Origin of the sequence: Streptomyces sp. NPDC052036, assembly GCF_040680495.1 — a bacterium.
Lineage (GTDB): Bacteria > Actinomycetota > Actinomycetes > Streptomycetales > Streptomycetaceae > Streptomyces.
In genome coordinates, this window is record NZ_JBFAWW010000015.1 from 83,078 (window position 1) to 102,562 (window position 19,485).

Annotated in this window: 17 protein-coding genes and 1 pseudogene; 11 read left to right on the forward strand and 7 right to left on the reverse strand. The window is 72.8% G+C overall.

What is annotated here, in order from left to right; genetic code table 11:
• Window positions 1–90: 90 nt before the first annotated feature.
• From AB0L95_RS21645 to aceA, 3 genes are all read right to left on the reverse strand, one after another.
• A complete protein-coding gene (locus tag AB0L95_RS21645; RefSeq protein ID WP_365163572.1) occupies window positions 91–951 on the reverse strand; it encodes a 3-hydroxybutyryl-CoA dehydrogenase in 861 nt (286 codons plus the stop codon).
• Window positions 948–2,546: a malate synthase A gene (aceB, locus tag AB0L95_RS21650; protein WP_365163574.1), complete on the reverse strand. Its 1,599-nt coding sequence runs from the start codon at window positions 2,544–2,546 to the stop codon at window positions 948–950. The genes AB0L95_RS21645 and aceB overlap by 4 nt, the downstream gene beginning before the upstream one ends.
• 120 nt (window positions 2,547–2,666) lie before the next feature.
• On the reverse strand, window positions 2,667–3,950 hold the full coding sequence (gene aceA / locus AB0L95_RS21655) for an isocitrate lyase (RefSeq protein WP_365163576.1): 1,284 nt from the start codon (window positions 3,948–3,950) through the stop codon (window positions 2,667–2,669).
• Window positions 3,951–4,325: 375 nt separating this feature from the next.
• Between aceA and AB0L95_RS21660 the strand changes: the two genes are divergently transcribed.
• The 3 genes and pseudogenes from AB0L95_RS21660 to AB0L95_RS21670 all read left to right on the forward strand — a co-directional run.
• Window positions 4,326–5,732, forward strand: coding sequence for a short-chain fatty acyl-CoA regulator family protein (locus tag AB0L95_RS21660; RefSeq protein ID WP_365163578.1), 1,407 nt, complete (start codon window positions 4,326–4,328; stop codon window positions 5,730–5,732).
• Window positions 5,733–5,949: 217 nt separating this feature from the next.
• Window positions 5,950–6,576 carry a DUF6230 family protein gene (locus AB0L95_RS21665; RefSeq protein WP_365163580.1) on the forward strand — a complete coding sequence of 209 codons (627 nt, stop codon included), beginning with the start codon at window positions 5,950–5,952 and terminating at the stop codon, window positions 6,574–6,576.
• A gap of 109 nt (window positions 6,577–6,685) precedes the next feature.
• Window positions 6,686–7,063: pseudogene (locus AB0L95_RS21670) on the forward strand (DUF6114 domain-containing protein); the annotation flags it as partial.
• A 147-nt stretch (window positions 7,064–7,210) separates the two neighbouring features.
• Here the strand turns inward: AB0L95_RS21670 and AB0L95_RS21675 are convergent.
• Window positions 7,211–7,840, reverse strand: a complete 630-nt coding sequence (locus AB0L95_RS21675) for a LysE family translocator (RefSeq protein WP_365163582.1) — start codon at window positions 7,838–7,840, stop codon at window positions 7,211–7,213.
• Window positions 7,841–7,945: 105 nt separating this feature from the next.
• Between AB0L95_RS21675 and AB0L95_RS21680 the strand changes: the two genes are divergently transcribed.
• The 4 genes from AB0L95_RS21680 (at window position 7,946) to AB0L95_RS21695 (ending at window position 11,766) form a co-directional block, all read left to right on the forward strand.
• Window positions 7,946–8,890, forward strand: coding sequence for a LysR family transcriptional regulator (locus AB0L95_RS21680; RefSeq protein WP_365163584.1), 945 nt, complete (start codon window positions 7,946–7,948; stop codon window positions 8,888–8,890).
• A 109-nt stretch (window positions 8,891–8,999) separates the two neighbouring features.
• Window positions 9,000–10,136, forward strand: coding sequence for a molybdopterin-dependent oxidoreductase (locus AB0L95_RS21685; protein ID WP_365163586.1), 1,137 nt, complete (start codon window positions 9,000–9,002; stop codon window positions 10,134–10,136).
• Window positions 10,133–10,660 (forward strand): hypothetical protein, encoded by a 528-nt coding sequence (locus tag AB0L95_RS21690; protein ID WP_365163587.1) that lies wholly within the window; start codon window positions 10,133–10,135, stop codon window positions 10,658–10,660. The genes AB0L95_RS21685 and AB0L95_RS21690 overlap by 4 nt, the downstream gene beginning before the upstream one ends.
• Window positions 10,661–10,713: 53 nt before the next feature.
• Window positions 10,714–11,766 carry an NAD-dependent epimerase/dehydratase family protein gene (locus AB0L95_RS21695; protein WP_365163588.1) on the forward strand — a complete coding sequence of 351 codons (1,053 nt, stop codon included), beginning with the start codon at window positions 10,714–10,716 and terminating at the stop codon, window positions 11,764–11,766.
• Window positions 11,767–11,789: 23 nt separating this feature from the next.
• Here the strand turns inward: AB0L95_RS21695 and AB0L95_RS21700 are convergent, their stop codons facing one another.
• Entirely contained in the window at window positions 11,790–12,902 is a 1,113-nt protein-coding gene (locus tag AB0L95_RS21700; RefSeq protein WP_365163591.1) for a HAMP domain-containing sensor histidine kinase, read from the reverse strand.
• Complete coding sequence (locus tag AB0L95_RS21705; RefSeq protein WP_365163593.1) at window positions 12,892–13,626, reverse strand: response regulator transcription factor; 735 nt, start codon at window positions 13,624–13,626, stop codon at window positions 12,892–12,894. Before AB0L95_RS21705 ends, AB0L95_RS21700 begins: the two co-directional genes overlap by 11 nt.
• A gap of 166 nt (window positions 13,627–13,792) precedes the next feature.
• Here AB0L95_RS21705 and AB0L95_RS21710 point away from each other — a divergent pair, with 166 nt between their 5' ends.
• The 4 genes from AB0L95_RS21710 to AB0L95_RS21725 are packed head-to-tail and all read left to right on the forward strand — an operon-like array spanning window position 13,793 to window position 17,593.
• On the forward strand, window positions 13,793–14,563 hold the full coding sequence (locus tag AB0L95_RS21710; RefSeq protein ID WP_365163595.1) for a glycosyltransferase family 2 protein: 771 nt from the start codon (window positions 13,793–13,795) through the stop codon (window positions 14,561–14,563).
• Entirely contained in the window at window positions 14,560–15,216 is a 657-nt protein-coding gene (locus tag AB0L95_RS21715) for a DUF2064 domain-containing protein (protein WP_365163598.1), read from the forward strand. Before AB0L95_RS21710 ends, AB0L95_RS21715 begins: the two co-directional genes overlap by 4 nt.
• Window positions 15,213–16,091, forward strand: coding sequence for a methyltransferase domain-containing protein (locus AB0L95_RS21720; protein ID WP_365163600.1), 879 nt, complete (start codon window positions 15,213–15,215; stop codon window positions 16,089–16,091). Before AB0L95_RS21715 ends, AB0L95_RS21720 begins: the two co-directional genes overlap by 4 nt.
• On the forward strand, window positions 16,088–17,593 hold the full coding sequence (locus AB0L95_RS21725) for a glycosyltransferase 87 family protein (RefSeq protein WP_365163603.1): 1,506 nt from the start codon (window positions 16,088–16,090) through the stop codon (window positions 17,591–17,593). The genes AB0L95_RS21720 and AB0L95_RS21725 overlap by 4 nt, the downstream gene beginning before the upstream one ends.
• Here the strand turns inward: AB0L95_RS21725 and AB0L95_RS21730 are convergent.
• The gene (locus AB0L95_RS21730; RefSeq protein WP_365163605.1) at window positions 17,588–19,204 is read right to left on the reverse strand and encodes a PH domain-containing protein; all 1,617 of its coding nucleotides are present in this window, start codon (window positions 19,202–19,204) and stop codon (window positions 17,588–17,590) included. The two genes, AB0L95_RS21725 and AB0L95_RS21730, sit on opposite strands and share 6 nt — an antisense overlap.
• Between the last annotated feature and the right edge of the window lie 281 nt (window positions 19,205–19,485).

The following is a 19,485-nucleotide window of genomic DNA, read 5'->3' on the forward strand; positions in this document are numbered from 1 at the left end:
GCGCGCTTCCCGCCCTTCCCCTGTGTGCCGTCGCCGGTTCCCGCGGCCGGCGACGGGGGCCGGGCCCCTCAGCCCGGCCGAGCCAGGCCCTCAGCCCTGGCCGTACGTGTGAAACCCCCGGCCGGTCTTACGGCCCAGCAGCCCTGCCTGCACCATCCGCTGAAGCAGTGGGGGAGGAGCATAGAGGGGTTCCCTGAACTCGTCGTAGAGCGACTCTGCGATCGAGGCGACGGTGTCCAGCCCGATCAGGTCCGCCAGCTTCAGCGGGCCCATGGGGTGGGCGCAGCCCAGTTCCATGCTGGTGTCGATGTCGGCGGCGGTGGCGAAGCCGGACTCCGCCATGCGGATCGCCGCGAGCAGGTACGGGACCCGTAGCGCGTTGACGACGAAGCCCGCCCGGTCCGGGGAGCGGACGACGGTCTTGCCGAGGGTGCCGGTCGCGAAGTCCTCGACCACGGCGACGGTCTCGGGCGCGGTGTGCAGGGAGGTCACGACCTCCACCAACGGCAGCACCGGAACCGGGTTGAAGAAGTGCAGTCCCACGACCCGGTCGGCGCGGCTGGTGGCCATGCCGAGGCGCATCACGGGGATGGCGGAGGTGTTGGTCGCGAGGACGGCCGCCGGATCCTCGACGATCTTGTCGAGCGCGGCGAACACCTCGGTCTTGGCGTCGGCGTTCTCGACGACGGCCTCCACGACGAGCTGCCGGTCTGCAAGGTCCTCCAGACTGCCCGTGAAGACCGTGCGGGCGAGGGCGTCCTGTGCCACGGCCGGTTCCAGCCTGCCCCGTCGCACCGCACGGTCCAGCGAGGAGGCCACGCGGTCGCGGGCGGCCGTGGCGTCGGCCTCGCAGACCACCGTGTCCAGGCCGGCCCGTGCGCACACCTCGGCGATGCCCGCGCCCATCTGGCCGCCGCCGACCACTCCGACACGTCGGATGACGTCGCTCATGATCGCGGCTCCGCCCGGCGCACCAAGTGGGCGGCGTAGGCGTCCGGTGTGAAGAACAGCGGCAACTCACCGGCCAGCGCGTTCCGTTCGAAGAGTGCACGCACCTCGTCGAGGGGCGCCCACGGGTACTCGGCGCCGAGCGCGGCGAGTTCCTCGTCGAGCAGCCGCAGTACCGTCTCCCGGTCGATCACCCGGTGCCGCAGCCACTGCCAGATCTGCACCCGGGCGATCTCGGCGGTGGCCGCGTCCTCCATCAGACCGTACAGGGCGACCGCGCCCTGGCCGCGCAGCCAGGCGGCGAAGTAGCGCAGTGCGACCGCGATGTTGGTGCGCACTCCCTCCGCCGTGGGCGGACCGCCGATCCGGCGCACCGACAGCAGGTCCGCGGCCGTCACCTCCACGTCGTCGCGTGTCCGGTCGATCTGGTGGGCCCGTTCGCCCAGTACCTCGTCGAACACCTCACGGCAGACAGGCACCAGTGCGGGGTGGGCCACCCAGGAGCCGTCGAAGCCGTCCTCGGCCTCTCGTTCCTTGTCCAACCGGACCTTGGCGAGGGCCGCTTCATGGGCGGCCGGGTCCTTGCCCGGCACCTGGGCGGCCATACCGCCGATGGCGTGGGCGCCGCGCCGGTGGCAGGTGCGCACCAGCAGCTCGGTGTACGCCCTCATGAAGGGGGCGGTCATCGTCACCTTCACCCGGTCCGGCAGCAGGAAGTCGGTGCGGTGGCCGAAGGTCTTGATCAGGCTGAACAGATAATCCCAGCGACCCGCGTTGAGGCCCGAGCTGTGTGCGCGCAGTTCGTAGAGGATCTCCTCCATCTCGAAGGCGGCGGTGATCGTCTCGATGAGGACGGTGGCGCGGATCGTGCCCCGGGGGATGCCGAGCAGGTCCTGGGCGGTGACGAAGACGTCGTTCCACAGCCGGGCTTCGTAGCGGTTCTCCAGCTTCGGCAGATAGAAGTACGGGCCGTGGCCCGCGTCGATCTGCCGCTGGGCGCAGTGGAAGAAGTACAGGCCGAAGTCGACGAGCGTGGCGGGCACCGGTCCGCCGCCGAACTCCAGGTGCTCCTCGTCCAGGTGCCACCCGCGCGGCCGGACGACGATGGTGGCGAGCCGGTCAGAGCCGGCGAGGCGGTACTCCTTGCCGTCGGCGGTGGTGAAGTCGATGCGCCGCTCGATGGCGTCGAGCAGGCTCAGCTTGCCGCCGATGACGTTGTTCCAGGTGGGTGCGGTGGCGTCCTCGAAGTCGGCCATCCACACCCGGGCACCGGAGTTGAGGGCGTTGACCGTCATACGGCGGTCCGGTGGGCCGGTGATCTCCACGCGGCGGTCGGTGAGTCCGGGGGCAGGCGGCGCGACGCGCCAGGTCGGATCGGCGCGGACGGCGGACGTGACCATGGGGAAGTCGAGAGGGGAGCCACTGGCCAGGCGCAGTGCCTGTCTGCGGCGCTCCCTCATGAGGTCCTGACGGCGCTCGCCGAACGCCGCCGCCAGCCGGCCGACGAAGTCCAGGGCGCCGGGCGTGAGGATCTCGTCGTGCCGGTCGCCGAGGGGCGCGAGAACGCGGACACGGTGGGTCAGTGCACTGGTGGACATGGGCTTCTCCCACGACAGGGGCGGGGGTCGGACGGGGACGGCGGTCGACCCCCGCTCGGCCGGGGCGGGCCGGACGGACGCTGCTCTCGGCGGGTGCGGTCCGGGGCCCCGTAGGGTGGTCTAGTGGAACTGCTCCGCCTCGGTGGAGCCGGCCAGCGCGGTGGTGGAGGAGGCGGGGTTGACGGCGGTGGAGACGAGGTCGAAGTAGCCCGTGCCGACCTCGCGCTGGTGCCTGACGGCGGTGAAACCATCGGCCTGGGCGGCGAACTCCCGCTCCTGTAGGTCGACATACGCGGTCATGCCGTGCTCCGCGTAGCCGCGGGCGAGGTCGAACATGCCGTGGTTCAGCGAGTGGAAGCCGGCCAGGGTGATGAACTGGAACCGGTAGCCCATGGCGCCCAGCTCGCGCTGGAACTTGGCGATCTGGTCGTCGTCCAGGGCCGCCTTCCAGTTGAAGGAGGGCGAGCAGTTGTAGGCGAGCATCTGGTCCGGGTACCGGGCGTGGACGGCCTCGGCGAACTCGCGGGCCTGCTCAAGGTCCGGCGTGCCGGTCTCCACCCAGATCAGGTCGGCGTACGGGGCGTACGCCAGGCCGCGGGCGATGACCGGCGCCATGCCGTTGCGCACCCGGTAGAAGCCCTCCGCCGTGCGTTCACCGGTCACGAACTCGGCGTCGCGCTCGTCCACGTCACTGGTCAGCAGGTTGGCCGCCAGCGCGTCCGTACGGGCGATGACCACTGTCGGCACGTCCGCGATGTCGGCGGCGAGACGGGCCGCGTTGAGGGTGCGGATGTGCTGAGAGGTGGGGACCAGTACCTTGCCGCCGAGGTGGCCGCACTTCTTCTCCGACGCGAGCTGGTCCTCGTAGTGGATTCCGGCCGCCCCTGCCGCGATCATCGCTTTGGTCAGCTCGAAGGCGTTCAGCGGCCCGCCGAAGCCCGCCTCGGCGTCGGCGACGATCGGTGCGAGCCAGTCGGTGGTGTCTCCGGCGTCCTCGGCGGTGGCGATCTGGTCGGCGCGCAGCAGCGCGTTGTTGATCCGACGGACCACCTGAGGAACGGAGTTGGCCGGGTACAGGCTCTGATCGGGGTAGGTGTGTCCGGCCTGGTTGGCGTCGGCCGCGACCTGCCAGCCGGACAAATAGATGGCCTGGAGCCCGGCCTTGACCTGCTGCACCGCCTGGCCGCCGGTCAGGGCGCCGAGCGCGTGGATGTAGTCCTGTTCGTGCAGCTGCCGCCACAGCCGTTCGGCGCCGCGCCGGGCCAGGGTGTGCTCCTCACGGACGCTGCCGGACAGCCGGATCACGTCCTCGGCGCCATAGGTGCGCTCCACGCCCTGCCACCGGGGGTCGGTGGCCCAGCGCCGCGCGAGTTCCTCGGCCGCCTTCGTCCTCGACTCTGCCATGAGTGTCACCGTCTCCTCGGTCTGTGCTGGCTGCCAATCTCCCCGCTCAGGTGAACGGAGGTGGCACTGTGTGTCGAATTGCTTGAGGCGGCCCGCCGTTACGCCGAGGGGCGGAGGTGAGCAATGCTGCCGTTCCCGACCCCGCCTCGCCGTGATCTCCGACGTCAGGGCATAAATCGAGCCCCGGTACCGGGCGGTGGTCGTCGGTGTCCGGCGGGCCGCACTGAGACTCTGGCACTGGCACTGAGTGCCATCAACCGTGGACGTTGGCCAATTTTTGCGAATGTTCCGCTCGCCGTTTGCCAACTTTGCGAAGGGCGCACGGACCGTCTGATCGCGTACGCTGACCGCGAACCGGACACGGAGGACGATCGGGTGAGCAAGACGTATGCGGGGGCGCGTCTGCGGCGCCTGCGCGAGGATCGCCGGATGAGCCAGGCCGAACTGGCCCGCGTTCTCGCCATCTCGCCCAGCTATCTCAACCAGATGGAGCACGACTCCCGCCCGCTGACGGTCCCGGTTCTGCTGCGCCTGACCGAGGCTTTCGGCGTCGACCCGGGCTTCTTCTCCGAACGCGACACCACACGGCTGGTGGCGGACCTCCGCGAGGTGCTGGCAGGAGAACTGGCCGAGGCCCGGGTCGGCGCCACCGACCTGACGGAACTGGCCTCGCGGATGCCCGCGGTCGCCCAGGTCCTGCTCGACCTCGGCCGCCGCAACCATCTGCTCGCCGAGCGCCTCGCGGGAGCCACGGAGGGCCGCGGCACGGATCCGGAGCAACCCCGCTCACCCCATGAGGAGATCCGGGACTTCTTCTACCGCCGCCAGAACTACCTCCACGACACCGACCTCGCCGCCGAAGAACTCGCCCAGGAGATCGGCATCCACCCCGGCGATGTCGAACGAGCGCTCACGGCCCGCCTCGCCGACCGCCACGGCGTCCGGCTCGCCGCCGAGACCGGCAACCATCTGCACCACTACGACGAGCCGACGCGCGCCCTCCATCTGTCCACCCGTCTGCGCCCCGGCCAGCGCGCCTTTCGCATGGCCACCCAGCTCGCCCTGCTGGAGTACGCCGACGAACTCGACCGCCAGGCCGGGGAGGACTTCCGGCCCGGCTCACCCGCCCACGCCCTGGCCCGCATCGGCATCGCCAACTACTTCGCGGCGGCCCTGATCCTGCCGTACGGCGCGTTCCACGCGGCCGCCGAAGAGGTGCGCTACGACATCGAGCGCCTCACCGACCGCCACGGCCTCGGCTACGAGACCGTCTGCCACCGCCTCAGCACCCTGCAACGTCCCCGACTGCGGGGTGTTCCCTTCTCCTTCGTCCGCGTCGACCGGGCGGGCAACATGTCCAAACGCCAGTCCGCCACCGGCTTTCATTTCTCCCGGGCGGGCGGCACCTGCCCGCTGTGGAACGTCTACGAGGCGTTCGCCGCTCCCGGCCGCATTCATGTGCAGATTGCCGAAATGCCGGACGGGCAGAGGTACTTGTGGACGGCCCGTGCCATCGCTCGGCACCGTGGCGGCTGGGGTGAACCCGGCAAGACCTTCGCCATCGGCCTGGGCTGCGAGATCCGGCACGCCCACCGACTCGTCTACTCCGACGGCCTCGACCTCGCCAACGCCTCCGCCGCCACCCCCATCGGCATGGGCTGCCGGGTCTGTGAACGCCTGGACTGCCCCCAGCGCGCCGCCCCGCCCCTCGGCCACCCGCTGCGCATCGACCAGAACACCAGCACCTTCGTCCCGTATCCCGTCACCGACTCGGTTCCCTGAACGTCATGTCGTCTCCTGTCGGCAGGGTGAGACACGGCAGGCCCGGCGTCGGGACAAGCGCCGGGGCGGTGTCTGCGGCGGACATATCACCCGACCGGCCGAGCTGACGTGCCGTCGGCTGCCCGGCCCGGAAGTCTAGACTCCGACATCAGCCACCAGTACTTCGCCTGCCCCGGTCCGGCACGGGTGGGGCCGCCCGCGCGACGGAGGAGGCGCCATGCTGTACCGCTCCGGCAGGACGTGCTGGAAACGCTTCGCCACTGTCCTCCTCCCGGCCGTCGCCGCCGCGGCCGCCCTCGGTATCGGCATGGCACAAGGAGCGCTGGCCGCGTCGTTCTTCATCTCCGGTCAGGAGTTCGAGCTCGCCGCCGATCAGCTGCGCGGCCGTGGCGTGAGCATCTACCCGTTGGTCGACGTGACCCGGAAGGGCACGCTCGTGCCGGTGGTGGTCCTGGGGTTCAACCATGCGGACATCACGAATCTGTGCGTGTCCGTGGTGCTCCCGATCCCGGTGCTGGGTCCCTACACCCTGTTGCTCACCAGCTCCGACCGGCAGAAGGCGGAGGCGGCGAACCTGTTCATCGACGCGATCTCCGTAAAAGCCTCTCAGGCGAATGCCGGCGACATCGACATCGGTGTGGCAGCGGGTGCCATCCGCAAGGGACCGATCAATCCGGGTGACAGGAAGTCGCGGTTCTTCGACCCCGACGTCTTCGCCTCGCAGGCGAACACGGTCGTCCTCACCCATGTGCGGGCGATCTCGGTCGCGGCCTCGGCAGGCACCTTGAACGTCCCCGGCTTCGAACTGCAGATCGAGCCAGGCAGTCACCGCTGTTTTGTCTGACGCCCCTCCCCTCCACGGCCCGCGCACCCGCCGTGGCGCCCACCCGCCGTATGCCTCCGCGAGCCTCACCACAGGGAGAGACGTGTTCCTGGAACCTTTCCACAAACGCCTGTCCCGTCGCGCCACCGCCGGCGAAGTGTGGTGCGGATTCAGCGAATGGCGCGGAGAACGGCCCTTCTGGGCGGGGCTGTTCACCCTCGTGGCGGGGCTGCCCATCATGTACTTCCCCTATACGCATCTGAATCTGCAGGGTGTCGCGCTGGCCCTGTCGACCACGTCCGGGGCGGCATCCCTGATCATCGGGGTGCTGCTCGTGGTCCTGGGCGTCTCCCTGTGGTTCCAGCAGCACGTGCGCGTGTTCGCCGGGATCGCCACCCTGCTGCTCTCCCTCGTCTCGTTCCCCCTCGCGAACTTCGGGGGCCTGTTCGCCGGCCTGTCCTGCGGTCTGATCGGCGGTTCCCTGGCCTGCGCCTGGATTCCGCCCGAGGGCACCGCGGAGCCGCTGTCCCCGGAGGACATGCGTACCGGGGGATGATCCAGCGCCCGAGGGGGCGATCGGCCCCGCACTCGGCTCGCCGGAGCCCCGGCTGACGGCTCGCCGGAGCCCGGACTGACGGCTCAGTGGCCGCCCGCCTCAGGCGCCCGCCGCCACCGCCACGCCCAGGACGAGCAGGACGACACCGGTGACCACCCCGAGCCCCCGGTGCACCGCCGGCCTGGTCACCAGCGCGCGCCCCCGATGGACCAGCCAGGTGAACAGGAGATACCAGCAGACGTTGACCAGTGCCCACACACCGCCCAGGGCGACGCTGGACAGAAAGACCGGGCCGGTCGCCGTGACGAACTGCGGCAGTATCGACACGGCGAACACACCCGCCTTGGGGTTGCCGAGACTTGTGCCGAGCCCCATGGCGAAGCCCCCCGGAAAACCGGTGCGGGTCCTTCCCCGGCCGGCCGGCGACCCGGCGTCCGGGGTGGCCGAGCGTGCGGCCGTCAGGGTCCGCACCCCGAGCGTCACCAGCACGATGCCGCCCAGGACCCGGACGACGGCGTACGCCAAAGGACTCGCCGGCAGGATCGCCGACAGGCCGGCCGCCGCGGCCATGGACCAGAGCAGCAGCCCGGCCGCGTTGCCGGCGATCGTGCCGCGTGCCGTGCGCAGCCCGCCCGCCAGCACCTGGCGGATCATGACGGTCTGACCGGCTCCCGGGAGCATGGCCAGGAGCCAGGTGGTGACCAGGAACGCGGGCAGATGGCTGGGCACGGGGCGGCCCTCCGGGTGCGGGTTCGTCGGGGACTCCCTCAGGCTCTCCTGATCAGCTGGTTTAAGAGAAGTAAAGGATCTTTGGTGCAGCGTTAAGCTGACTTCATGCTCGTGGATCCCGCGCAACTGCGGCTGCTCGCCCTGATCGGGGAGTACGGTTCGCTGACCGGGGCGGCACATGCACTGCGGCTCACCCCCGCCGCCGTGACGCAGCAAGTGGTCAGAGCCGAGCGCGAGTGGCAGGTGCGCCTCGTCCGACGCGGGCCGCGCGGAGCGACGCTCACCGAGGCCGGTGCCCTGCTCGCCGCGCACGGACGGACCGTCGACGAGGCGGCGGAGAAGGCCGCGGCGGACATGGCCGCGCTGCTGGGCCATCTGTCGCTGCGGCTACGGATCGGTGCGTTCCAGGCCGCGGCCCTGCATCTGGTGCCACCGGCGCTGACCGCACTGCGCCACCGTCATCCGGACGCCGATGTCACCGTGGTCGACGTGGCGTCCGATCGAGGACCGGACGAGATCGTCGCCGGCAGGCTGGACATGGCGGTCATCGCCTCCTGGAGCGATTCCCTCACCCTGCCCCCACAGGTCTCCGCCCACCGGCTGCTGCACGACCCGATGGTCGTGGTCCTGCCCGACGACCATCCGCTGGCCGCCGGATCACCGCCGGATGCCCCGCTGCGCCTCGAGCAGCTCCGCGACGCGTCATGGGTCACGATCGTGGCGGGCCACCTCGCCCGTCGGCAGTTCGACCGGGCGGCGAGCGCCGCGGGGTTCACCCCCGATGTCCGCTTCGAGACCGAGTCGTACGACGTCGCCCAGGCCCTCGTCGGTGCGGGCAGCGGGGTGGCCCTGGTCTCGCGCCTGGCCCTGACCGGCGTCCCGGGCACGACCCACCGCGAGTTGGTCCGGCCGAGGCCGCACCGCGACATCCACGCGGTGACCCGGGCCGACCCGACGCTCACTCCGCTGGTGGACGTGTTCCTCGGGCTGCTGCGCGACGTCGCGCGCGAACGGACCGCCACCTGGCGGGAGACCCCCGCAGACGGCTGACGGCTCCCCGCCGGCAGAGGCGGGCGGCACCCCGCTCGGCGCGGAATGTCCCTGTTCCGTAAGGGGCTCGGGCATTCCGCGGTGGCCTCGCGGCGGCTGGGATGGGGGCATGGAACAGCGCTTCTTTCCACCCGTGTTCAGAGGCAGGCTGCACGACGCCCGCACGGCGACCGTGATCGGCCGGTGGCTGGGTCTGGCGTTCGCGGTGTGCTTCGTCACCGGTCTGGTCAGCCATGTCCTGCAGCATCCGCCGTCCTGGGCGGCGGACGACCTGCCGAGCCGCCCGGCGTGGGGCTACCGGCTCACCCAGGGGCTTCATGTCGCCTCCGGCATCGCCGCGATCCCGCTGCTGCTCGCCAAGCTGTGGACGGTGTATCCGCGCCTGTTCGCATGGCCGCCCGTACGGTCGCTGCGCCATGCGCTGGAGCGGCTGTCGGTGGGCGTGCTGGTCGCGGCGGCCGTGTTCGAGGTGGTCACCGGGTTGCTGAACACGGTGCAGTGGTATCCCTGGCCGTTCTCGTTCGTGCCGGTGCACTATGCGATGGCGTGGTTGATCACCGGGGCGCTGGTGCTGCACCTGGCGGTCAAGGCACCGGAGATCCGGGCCCATTGGTCCGGGCGGTCGCCCGGGACGCTCGCGCTGCTCGAGCAGGATGCCGTCGACCGGCGCTCGTTGCTGGCCGGCGTCGGTGCGGCGGTCGGCGCGGTCACGCTGACCACGGTGGGCCAGTCCTTCACCCCGCTGAAGGACCTCGACCTGTTCGCGCCGCGCCATCCGGACCACGGCCCGCAGGACCTGCCGGTCAACCGGACCGCCGCCGCGGCCGGGGTCGGCCGGATCGTCGCCGAGCAGTACCGGCTGGTGGTCTCCGGCCCGCGCCCCTATGTCCTCACGCTGGAGGAACTGCGGGCCATGCCGCAGTACGAGGTGGAGTTGCCGATCGCCTGCGTGGAGGGCTGGAGCAAGTCGGCCCGCTGGACGGGGGTGCGGATCAGGGATCTGCTGGAGCGGGCGGATGCCCCGCCGCGCGCGCGGGTGCGGGTGGTGTCGCTGCAACTCCGAGGCGGATACCGGGTGTCGGAGATGGGGCATGAGTACGCCCGCGACCCGCTGACCCTGCTCGCGCTGCGCCTGAACGGGCAGGAACTCGCCCCCGACCACGGCTACCCGGCCCGGGTCATCGCCCCCGACCGGCCCGGTGTGCTGCAGACCAAGTGGGTCGGGCGGCTGGAGGTGCTGTCGTGAAGGCGGTCCGGATCCTGACAGGTCTGGCCGGTGCGGTGCTCATGGGTGTCGGTGTGTCCCTGCTGCCGGACGCGGGCGATCCGACAGGGGTACTGCTCTGGCTCGGCGGAGCCCTGCTGCTCCATGACGCGGTGATCGCCCCCCTGGTGCTGGTCGTCGGGCTGCTGTTGGTGCGCGGCGGCGGGCGGGGGCCGGTGCGCGGGGCACTGATGGTCGCGGGCGCGTTGACGGCCGTGGCGCTGCCGGTGCTGCTGCGTCCAGGGACCCCCGCCAACTCCTCGGTGCTGCCGCTGGACTACCCGCGCAACTGGCTGCTCGCGCTCGTGGCCGTGGCGACGGTGACAGCGCTGCTGACGGCCGGCCGCGGGTTCGTCCGCGGGCGGCGGCCGCGTCTGCGTGGAGTCCGTCCTGAGGGCCGCCGCGAAGCTCTTCAGGAAGCTCGTCCTGAGGACCGCCGTCAGGGCCGTGACGGGGAACCTCCTGGGGGGTCGTCGTCGACGAGCGAAGGGCTTACGAACCCCTGACGTCCATGCGCCGAGCGGCCCGCGGCCGGGTGCGCGGTCCTAGGGTCGGTGGCATGTTGATCCTGGTCACCGGAGGTGCGGGCTTCATCGGCTCGCACATCGTCCATTCCCTCATGAGCGCCGGGCACACGGTGCGCGTCCTCGACGCCGTGCTGCCCACCGCCCACCGCACCGCGCCGTCCCTGCCCCCAGGGGCCGAATGGCGGCACGCGGACGTCCGGGACGCGGCAGCCGTGGCCGACGCCCTGCGCGGCGTGGACGCCGTGTGCCACCAGGCCGCCATGGTCGGCCTGGGCAAGGACTTCGCCGACGCGCCCGACTATGTGAGCTGCAACGACCTGGGCACCGCGGTGCTCCTCGCCGGCATGGCGGCGGCCGGGGTGCGCCGACTGGGGCTGGCCGGCTCCATGGTGGTGTACGGCGAGGGGCGCTACGCATGCCCGACCCACGGCCTCGTCCGGCCGGGGCCGCGCCGGGTCGCGGACCTGGACGCGGGACGTTTCGAACCACCCTGCCCACGCTGTGGTGAACCGCTCGCCGCCGGGTTGGTGGACGAGGAGGCGCCTCTCGACCCGCGCAATGTGTACGCCACCACCAAGCTCGCCCAGGAGCATCTCGCCGCCGCATGGGCACGGGCCACGGGCGGGCGGGTGGCCGTGCTCCGCTACCACAACGTGTACGGGCCCGGAATGCCGCGCGACACTCCCTACGCGGGCGTCGCCTCGCTCTTCCGTTCCGCGCTGGAGCGCGGCGAGGCCCCGCGCGTCTTCGAGGACGGCGGCCAGCGGCGGGACTTCGTCCACGTACGGGACGTCGCCTCCGCCAACCTCGCGGCGCTGGACGCGGTGGACGGGCTGCCGGAGGGGACCCTGCGGGCGTACAACGTGGGCAGCGGTGAGCCCCACACGGTGGGGGAGATGGCGGCCGCGCTCGCCAGGGCGTACGGCGGTCCGCTGCCGGTCGTCACGGGGGAGTACCGGCTCGGCGACGTCCGCCACATCACCGCCTGCGCGGACCGGCTCCGCGCGGAACTGGGCTGGAAGCCGCAGGTGGCCTTCGCCGAGGGAATGGCCCGGTTCGCGGGGGCGCCGCTGCGCGACGGCTGACGGTCCGCTGTCGCGCGAGACCCTCAGCGCGCCGCCGGCAGGCGGACCTCGAAGCGGCAGCCGCCCGGGACGTTGCGTACGGCGGCCTGGCCGCGGTGGGCCTCCACGATGCCGCGCACGATGGCCAGGCCGAGCCCCGCCCCGGCCGGCGGGGTCCGGGCGTGGGTGCCGCGCCAGCCGGTGTCGAAGACGCGGGGCAGGTCCTCCGGCGGGATGCCGCCGCAGCCGTCGGTGACCGAGAGCACGACGCTGTCGGCATCCCGGCTCGCGGAGACGGCGACCGTGCCGTCGGCGGGGGTGCGGCGGATGGCGTTGACGAGCAGATTGGCCAGGACACGGGACATCTCACGGCCGTCGACCTCGACCGGCACGGGCTCGACCCCCTCGCCGACGAGCCGTACCTTGTGCTCCTTGGCCAGCGCGTCGGCGCCCGCGATGGCGTCGCCGACGAGGTCGTAGACCGACATCCGGGTGGGCGACAGGGCGAGGACCCCGGCCTGTATGCGGGAGAGCTCGAACAGATCGCTGACCATGTCGCTCATGCGCTCGACCTCGGCGCCGATACGGGTGTAGTAGACGGCGGGGTCCTCGACCATGCCGTCCTCCAGGGCCTCGGTCATCGCCCGCAGCCCGGCCAGCGGGGTGCGCAGGTCGTGGGAGATCCAGGCGACCAGTTCACGGCGGGAGGCCTCAAGGGCCCGTTCCCGTTCCCGAGAGGCGGTGAGCTTGGCGCTGGTGGCGGCGAGCTGACGGCTCAGCTCGGCGAGTTCGGCGGTGGGGGCGGCGGTGGGCGGGGTGAAGCTCCCGTCGTCGCCGAGGGCTCGGGTGGCCTCGGCCAGGGCCCGGCTGCCCCTGACGACGCTGCGGCCCAGGACAAGTGTGACCGCCAGGGAGACGACCGCCGCCATGGCGCACACGGTCGTCACGACCCACAGATCGTGGTCGGAGAGGAGCATCGCCCAGGCCACCAGCAGGGTGCCACCGAGCATCGCCGCGACCGTGACGGCCGCGACGACGGCCAGCGACAGCGCGACCGAGCGGCGGCGCAGCAGCCGCAGCGCGACCGCGCCGCCCAGGCCGGCGGCTGCCGCGCCGATCGCCGCGTACAGGGCGATGAGCAGGGTGTCACCGACCATCGCCGGCTCCGTTCTTGTCGGGGCCGTTCGGTCCGGGAGGGTCGAAGCGGTAGCCGACCCCCCATACGGTGCTGATCAGGTGGGGGTGTGCGGGGTCGTCCTCGATCTTCTCGCGCAGCCGCCGCACATGAACGGTGACGGTCGACAGGTCACCGAACTGCCAGCCCCACACCTGGCGCATGAGTTCCTCGCGGGTCGTCGCCCGGCCCGGGTGGCGCAGGAAGAACTCCAGCAGATCGAACTCCCGGATGGTGAGGGCGAGTTCCGCCCCGTCGCGGATGGCGCGCCGGGCGACGGGGTCCAGGGCGAGCGGGCCGACCCGCAGCCAGGGCTCCGCGGGTTCGGTACGGGCCGCCGCCGGTGTTCCGGCGCGGCGCAGGACGGACTCCACGCGCAGCACGAGTTCGCGGGGGCTGAACGGCTTGGTGACGTAGTCGTCGGCGCCGACCTCCAGGCCGAGGATGCGGTCCTCCTCGTCGCCCCGTGCGGTCAGCATGATCACGGGAAGAGGGCCGTCCTCGCGGATGTGCCGGCAGACCTCCAGACCGTCCATGCCGGGCAGCATCAGGTCCAGTACGACCAGGTCGGGCGGCCGGGCGGCGGCGAGGGCCACAGCGGTGGGGCCGTCGGCGGCCAGCTCGACGGCGAAGCCTGCCCGGTCCAGATAGCCGGCGACGACCTCCGAGACGGTCGGGTCGTCGTCCACGACGAGTACGCGTTTCACGCCACCGAGTCTCGCACCACCGTTCGGCCGGCCGTCGGGAGCGGTGGGCGATGTCAGAGATCCGTAAGACCGGGAGAGGTGAGCACTCCATGCGCAGGGCGGACGTCAGCGATCCGTAAGGTCGCCGATTCCCTTTTGTCCGTTGTGCGTTCGTAAGGTGAGTGAGGTGATCGAGACATCCCCCTCCTCTCCCTCCTCGCCTCCGCCGGTCGACGTCGTGCTGCCCTGCCTCGACGAGGCCGAGGCCCTGCCCTGGGTGCTGGACCGGATCCCGCCGGGCTGGCGCGCGATCGTCGTCGACAACGGCTCGACCGACGGCTCGGCGGACGTCGCCCGCTCCCTCGGGGCCCATGTGGTCCGGGAGCGGCGCCGCGGCTTCGGTGCCGCCTGCCACGCCGGGCTGGCTGCCGCCACGGCCGACGTGGTCTGCTTCTGCGACTGCGACGCCTCCCTCGACCCCGCGCTGCTGCCGGCCCTCGCCGAGCCGGTCCTCACCGGCTCCGCCGACCTGGTCCTCGGCCGACGGCGGCCCACCAGCCTCGGCGCCTGGCCCCTGCACGCCCGGCTGGCCAACCTGGAGCTGACCCGGCTGATCCGCAGACGCACCGGACTACGCCTGCGCGACCTCGGCCCGATGCGTGCCGCCCGCCGCGAGGCGCTGCTCGCCCTGGACCTGACGGACCGGCGGTCCGGCTATCCGTTGCAGACGGTGGTCCGCGCCGCCGACGCCGGCTGGCGCGTCCTGGAGACGGACGTGCCCTACCATCCGCGCACCGGCCGTTCCAAGGTGACCGGCACCTGGCGCGGCACCTGGCAGGCGGTACGGGACATGAGCGCCGTCCTCGCCGAGCCGCCCGCCGCGGACGTCACGAGGGGCCCCGCCGCCGGACCCGCGGACATCGCGCGCGTCACCGGCGTCACCGGAGCCGGACGGTGAGCGCGCGGGGCACGGCCACGGGGCCGGCCACGCTGCTGGTCATCGCCAAGGAGCCCGTACCCGGGCGGGTGAAGACCCGGCTCACCCCGCCGTACACGCCGCAGCAGGCCGCCGCCCTGGCCGAGGCCGCCCTCGCCGACACCCTCCACACGGTGCTCCAGACCCCTGCCCGGCGCCGCGTCCTCGTGCTGGACGGAGCCCCCGGCGCCTGGCTACCCCCGGGGTTCGACGTCGTACCCCAGGCATCGGGCGGCCTGGACGAGCGGATCGCGGCCGCCTTCGCCCACTGCGCCGACGGTCCCGCGCTCCTGATCGGCATGGACACTCCCCAGCTGATCTCCGGTCTCCTCGCCGAAGTCGGCCGGGACGGCCACGATGCCTGGTTCGGACCGGCCGTCGACGGCGGATTCTGGGCGCTGGGCCTGGCCGATCCGGCCCGTGCCGGGGCCCTGGTACGGGGCGTGCCCATGTCCACCGACCGTACCGGTGCGATCCAGCGAGACCGTCTCACGGCGGCCGGGCTGTCGGTGGGCGATCTGCCGGTGCTGCGCGACGTGGACACCGCCGCCGACGCGGCCGAGGCCGCCGTCCGTTGCGCACCCGGCTCCCGCTTCGCCACCACTCTGGACCGGCTGGCGGAGGTCGTACGGTGAGCGCCACGGCAACCGGCGCGGCGTCGCGCATGGAATCCACCGCCACCCGGTGGCCGGAGCAGGCCCCGGCAGGTCCGCAGCCGCGCCCCCTCGCTCCCCCACCAGTGATTCCGCGGCCCGCCCTGCCCAGCGCGATCACGCCCGGCACCGCTCCGCTCGCCCCCGTGCAGCCGGGCGAACCCTGGACGGACGACCCCTACGCCCACGCCCTGCGCGCGGGCCGCGGCCCGCTGTACCTGCGCCGCATGTGCCAGGGCACGGGGCAGGAGCTGCTGCTCCTGGACGTGGAGCGCTGGTGCGCCGCACCCGACGCCGCCGACACGAGCGTGCTGCGTCGCTGCACCGGCCCGGTGCTGGACGTCGGCTGCGGTCCCGGACGCCTGGTCGCCGCCCTGGCCGCCCGTGGCCTGCCGGCGCTGGGCGTGGACGTCAGCCCGGCCGCCGTCTCCCGGACCCGGAGCCTCGGCGGATCCGCTCTGCGGCGATCCGTCTTCGACCGCCTGCCGAGGGAAGGCCGGTGGGGCACCGTCCTGCTGATGGACGGCAACGTCGGCATCGGCGGCGACCCGGCCGTGCTGCTGGCCCGACTGCACGACCTGGTCCGTCCCGGCGGGCGGCTGCTGGCCGAGGCGGCCCCGCAGGACGTCGACGAACGTCTCACCGTCCGCGTCGAGGACGCCCGGGGCCGCCACGGCCGCCCCTTCGCCTGGGCCCGCCTCGGCACCACCGCGCTCGCGCGTGCCGCCGAGGGCACGGGCTGGGTCCTCACCGGCCGCTGGACGGCCGACGGCCGCCCCTTCGTGGAACTCCACCGTCCCGGACCGGGCCACCCGGACGCATGTCCCACGGCCGCCGAAGGGCCCGACCAGCGATGACCGACACTGCCCCCGCACCCCCGCGCGACGCCATGACATCCGCGCGGCACTCGCCTCCCGACCCCGCCGCACCGGCGAACGGCAGGACGGCCCGGATCCGCATCGGCGTCACCGTGGTCCTCCTCGCCGCGCTCACCGCGACGGTCGTCGGCACCCTCCGCGCCGGCGACAACCTCGGCGCCCCCGGCCGCCTGCTCACCGGCTACGGCGTCGCCTGGACCCTGTTCGCCGCCGCGGTCTGGACCGTGCGCAAGGTTCCGGCGCGTGCCGCGACCGGGCTCGTGCTGGCCGGTGCGGCAGCCGTGGTGCTCGCCGGGCTCGCCGCGCCGCCCCGCACCAGCGACGACATGTACCGCTATGCCTGGGACGGCCGGGTCCAGGCAGCGGGTGTCTCCCCCTACGCCCACCCGCCCGCGGCACCCGAACTGGCCCCGCTGCGCGACGACTGGCTGTTCCCCTCCCGGGGCGCGTGTGAGGGCTGGGGACTTCATCAGACCGACAGCGGTCTGTGCGTCCGTATCAACCGTCCCACCGTGCCCACCATTTACCCGCCGGTCGCCGAGGGCTGGTTCCTCGCCGTCCACATCGTCTCGCCGTCGGACAGCCGCCACAAGCCGCTCCAAATCGGCGGCGCGGCCCTCGCGTTCGGCACCACCGTGGCCCTGCTCGCGGTGCAGCGCCGGCGCGGCGATCCGCAACGGGCTCCGGCCCGGGCCGCGTTGTGGGCCTGGTGCCCGGCCGTGCCCTTCGAAGCGGTCGACAACGCCCATGTCGACACCCTCGGCGTTCTGCTCACCGTCCTGGCGCTCGGCACCGCGACCGCCGGTGCCCGCCGGGGCGCGCTGCTGGGGGCCGCGATCGCCGTGAAGATCCTGCCGGTCCTGGCGCTGCCCGGAGCCCTGTGCGGGCAGCGGAGCCCGGCGCGGATCCTGCGGGTCGGTGCGGCCGCCGTCGTGGCGGTCGCGCTCGCCTACGCGCCCTACGTGGCCACGTCGGGCACGGGCGTCCTCGGCTATCTGCCCGGCTACCTCCATGAGGAGGGCTACCAACCCGGGGACGTACGCCGCTTCGCGCTGCTGCGGCTGCTGCTGCCGGACGCCGCCGCCGAGGTGACGGCGGTCGTGCTGCTCGTGCTGGTCGCCCTGTACGTGTGGCGTCGCGGCGACCCGGACCGGCCCTGGAGCGGCGCCCTGCTGCTCACCGGCACCGCGCTGCTCCTGTTCTCGCCCAGCTACCCCTGGTACTCCCTGCTCGTCATCGCCCTCGTCGCCCTGGACGGCCGCTGGGAATGGCTGACCGTCACCCTGGCCGGCACCGTCCTCTATCTCGCGGGCCGGCTGCTGCCCGGCTTCCCGCTCCAGGCGTGGGCGTACGGCGTGGCCGCTGTGGTCGTCGCGGTCGGCGCCTGTCTGCGCTCCGGCCGGGCTCGGCGCCTGTCGGCGCGAGGCGGCGGCCGGCCATGGCTCGCCGCTCGGGCACAGGCTGCCGGGAGGCGGTCATGACCCGGGTGCCGCGGTGGTCACGGTGGCCCCGACCGAGCTCAGTGCGCGCAGGATGCGGGTCAGGTCGGCGGGGGCGGCGGCGAGGCGGACCGGCCGGCCCGCGTCGTCGAGTTCGGCGATATGCCAGCTCGTGGGGATGGTGTCGCCGTCGCCGCCCCGGGGGCGCCGCACCGTCCCGACGGTGAGCCGCTCCACCGGTATCCGTTTCGCTGCGAACCGGCCGGGACCGGGGTGGGGCGTCACCGCGGGCGGCGAGCCGCCCCCGAGGACGATGTGGGTGCCGAAGTGGTGGGGGTTGTAGTCGGTGTGCTCCAGGAAGCGGGCGGCGAGGAACACCTCCGTCTCCTGATCGCCGGATCCACCCGCCGCTTCGGTCCCTCCGGTCTCCTCGGCCGTTTCGGGCGGACGGATCCGGGTGACGCGCCAGGCCCAGACGAACAGGCCCAGCGTGACCAGCGAACCCGCGGCCGCCCAGGTGATCGTCGCGGGGGAGGAGAGCAGGGTCGTGGGGTGGAGGTAGCAGAGCGGCAGCAGCCACAGCGCGGTACCGGCGAGAGCGCCCGCGAACGGAAGGACCGAGGGGAGGACTTCGTCGTCGGGCAGCCGACGTCCGCGCAGGCGCAGCAGGAGCAGGGCTCCGGGGTAACCCGCGGCGAGTGCCGCCCCGGCCGCGACGGTGGCCACCTCGCCGGACGTGGTCATGTGCTCGCGCCATACATAGTGCGCCCCGGCGACCTCCCTCACCTGACCGCGCCAGACGGTCAGTTCGACCTTGTCACCCGCCTCGAACGCCTCGGCGGCCTCGTAGGAGACCTCGAGCCGCTCGATCGGGCGACGGTCGGTGAAGTACACCCAGCTCCGTTGCTTGGGCTGGCGGGCCTCGGTCCGGGCGATCACGGCCCGTACGGTGGTCAGGCAGTCCTCCCCAGCCCCTCGGCCGCGTTCGGGCAGAGCAGACCCCGACCGCTCGTTCGCGGGCGTCCCGGTGGCACAGGGGACGGCCGACCGCCACGCCCGCTCGTCCGACGCGGCGCTCGGCACGAACCACGCGGCGAGTCCCGAGCCCGCGAGCAGCAGCGCGCACAGGACCAACGACCCGGCCCAGCCGCGCCCGGCGGTGTGCTCCGAGACGACCAGGACGTGGCCGGGCCCCGGAGTCCCGTGACGGCGGTGCAGGGCGCGCAGCGCCGTCAACTGCGCTTCGAAGTCCGGATCGTCGGCCGACCAGCTCCTCGGCAGGGGCAGCAGCCGCTTGCGTCCGTCACGCAGCACCAGGATGACGCGACGGGTCTCATGGGATCGGGAGGTGTGCGCGTACTTCAGGCGTACGCGCAGGTCGGCGATGTCGTGCCACGGCACGCTCCGGCGGCCCAGCAGCGTCCGCACCTGCAGCCCGGAGCTGTCCGCGCTCACCCGGGCGGTGACCCCGTACAGCGACGCGAGGCCCCCGAGCGTGAGCAGCAGACCGATACCCGGCCCCATGCCGAGGACCCTGCCCCCGTGGGCCATGTGCACCGTGGCCAGACCCGCCCCCGCCGCCCCGAGCCCGACGAAGAACCACCGGATGCGTTTCCCCCGGGGGCGGCAGACCACTTCCAAGACCTGGCTCATGCGCGGAATCCTGCCACTGCCGTCCGGGCTGCCGCACCGGTTCGGGGTGCGGCGGCTGCGCGGCCGGAATCGCCGTCGGACCATGGAGGATGAGGCTCCGGGCCGCTGTCCGCGTCCCCCTGCGCTTTCCGGCCACGTGGAGGTCGTCACACCGGGGGCGAAGATGCATACGTGAGCGCCCGTGGCGGGCAGATGATGGACCGGCCGGTCGCGGTCCGGGCGCGGGCCCGGTCCGGCGCCGGTGCAGAGACAGCAACGCTCGCCAGGCGCCTGATCCGGCG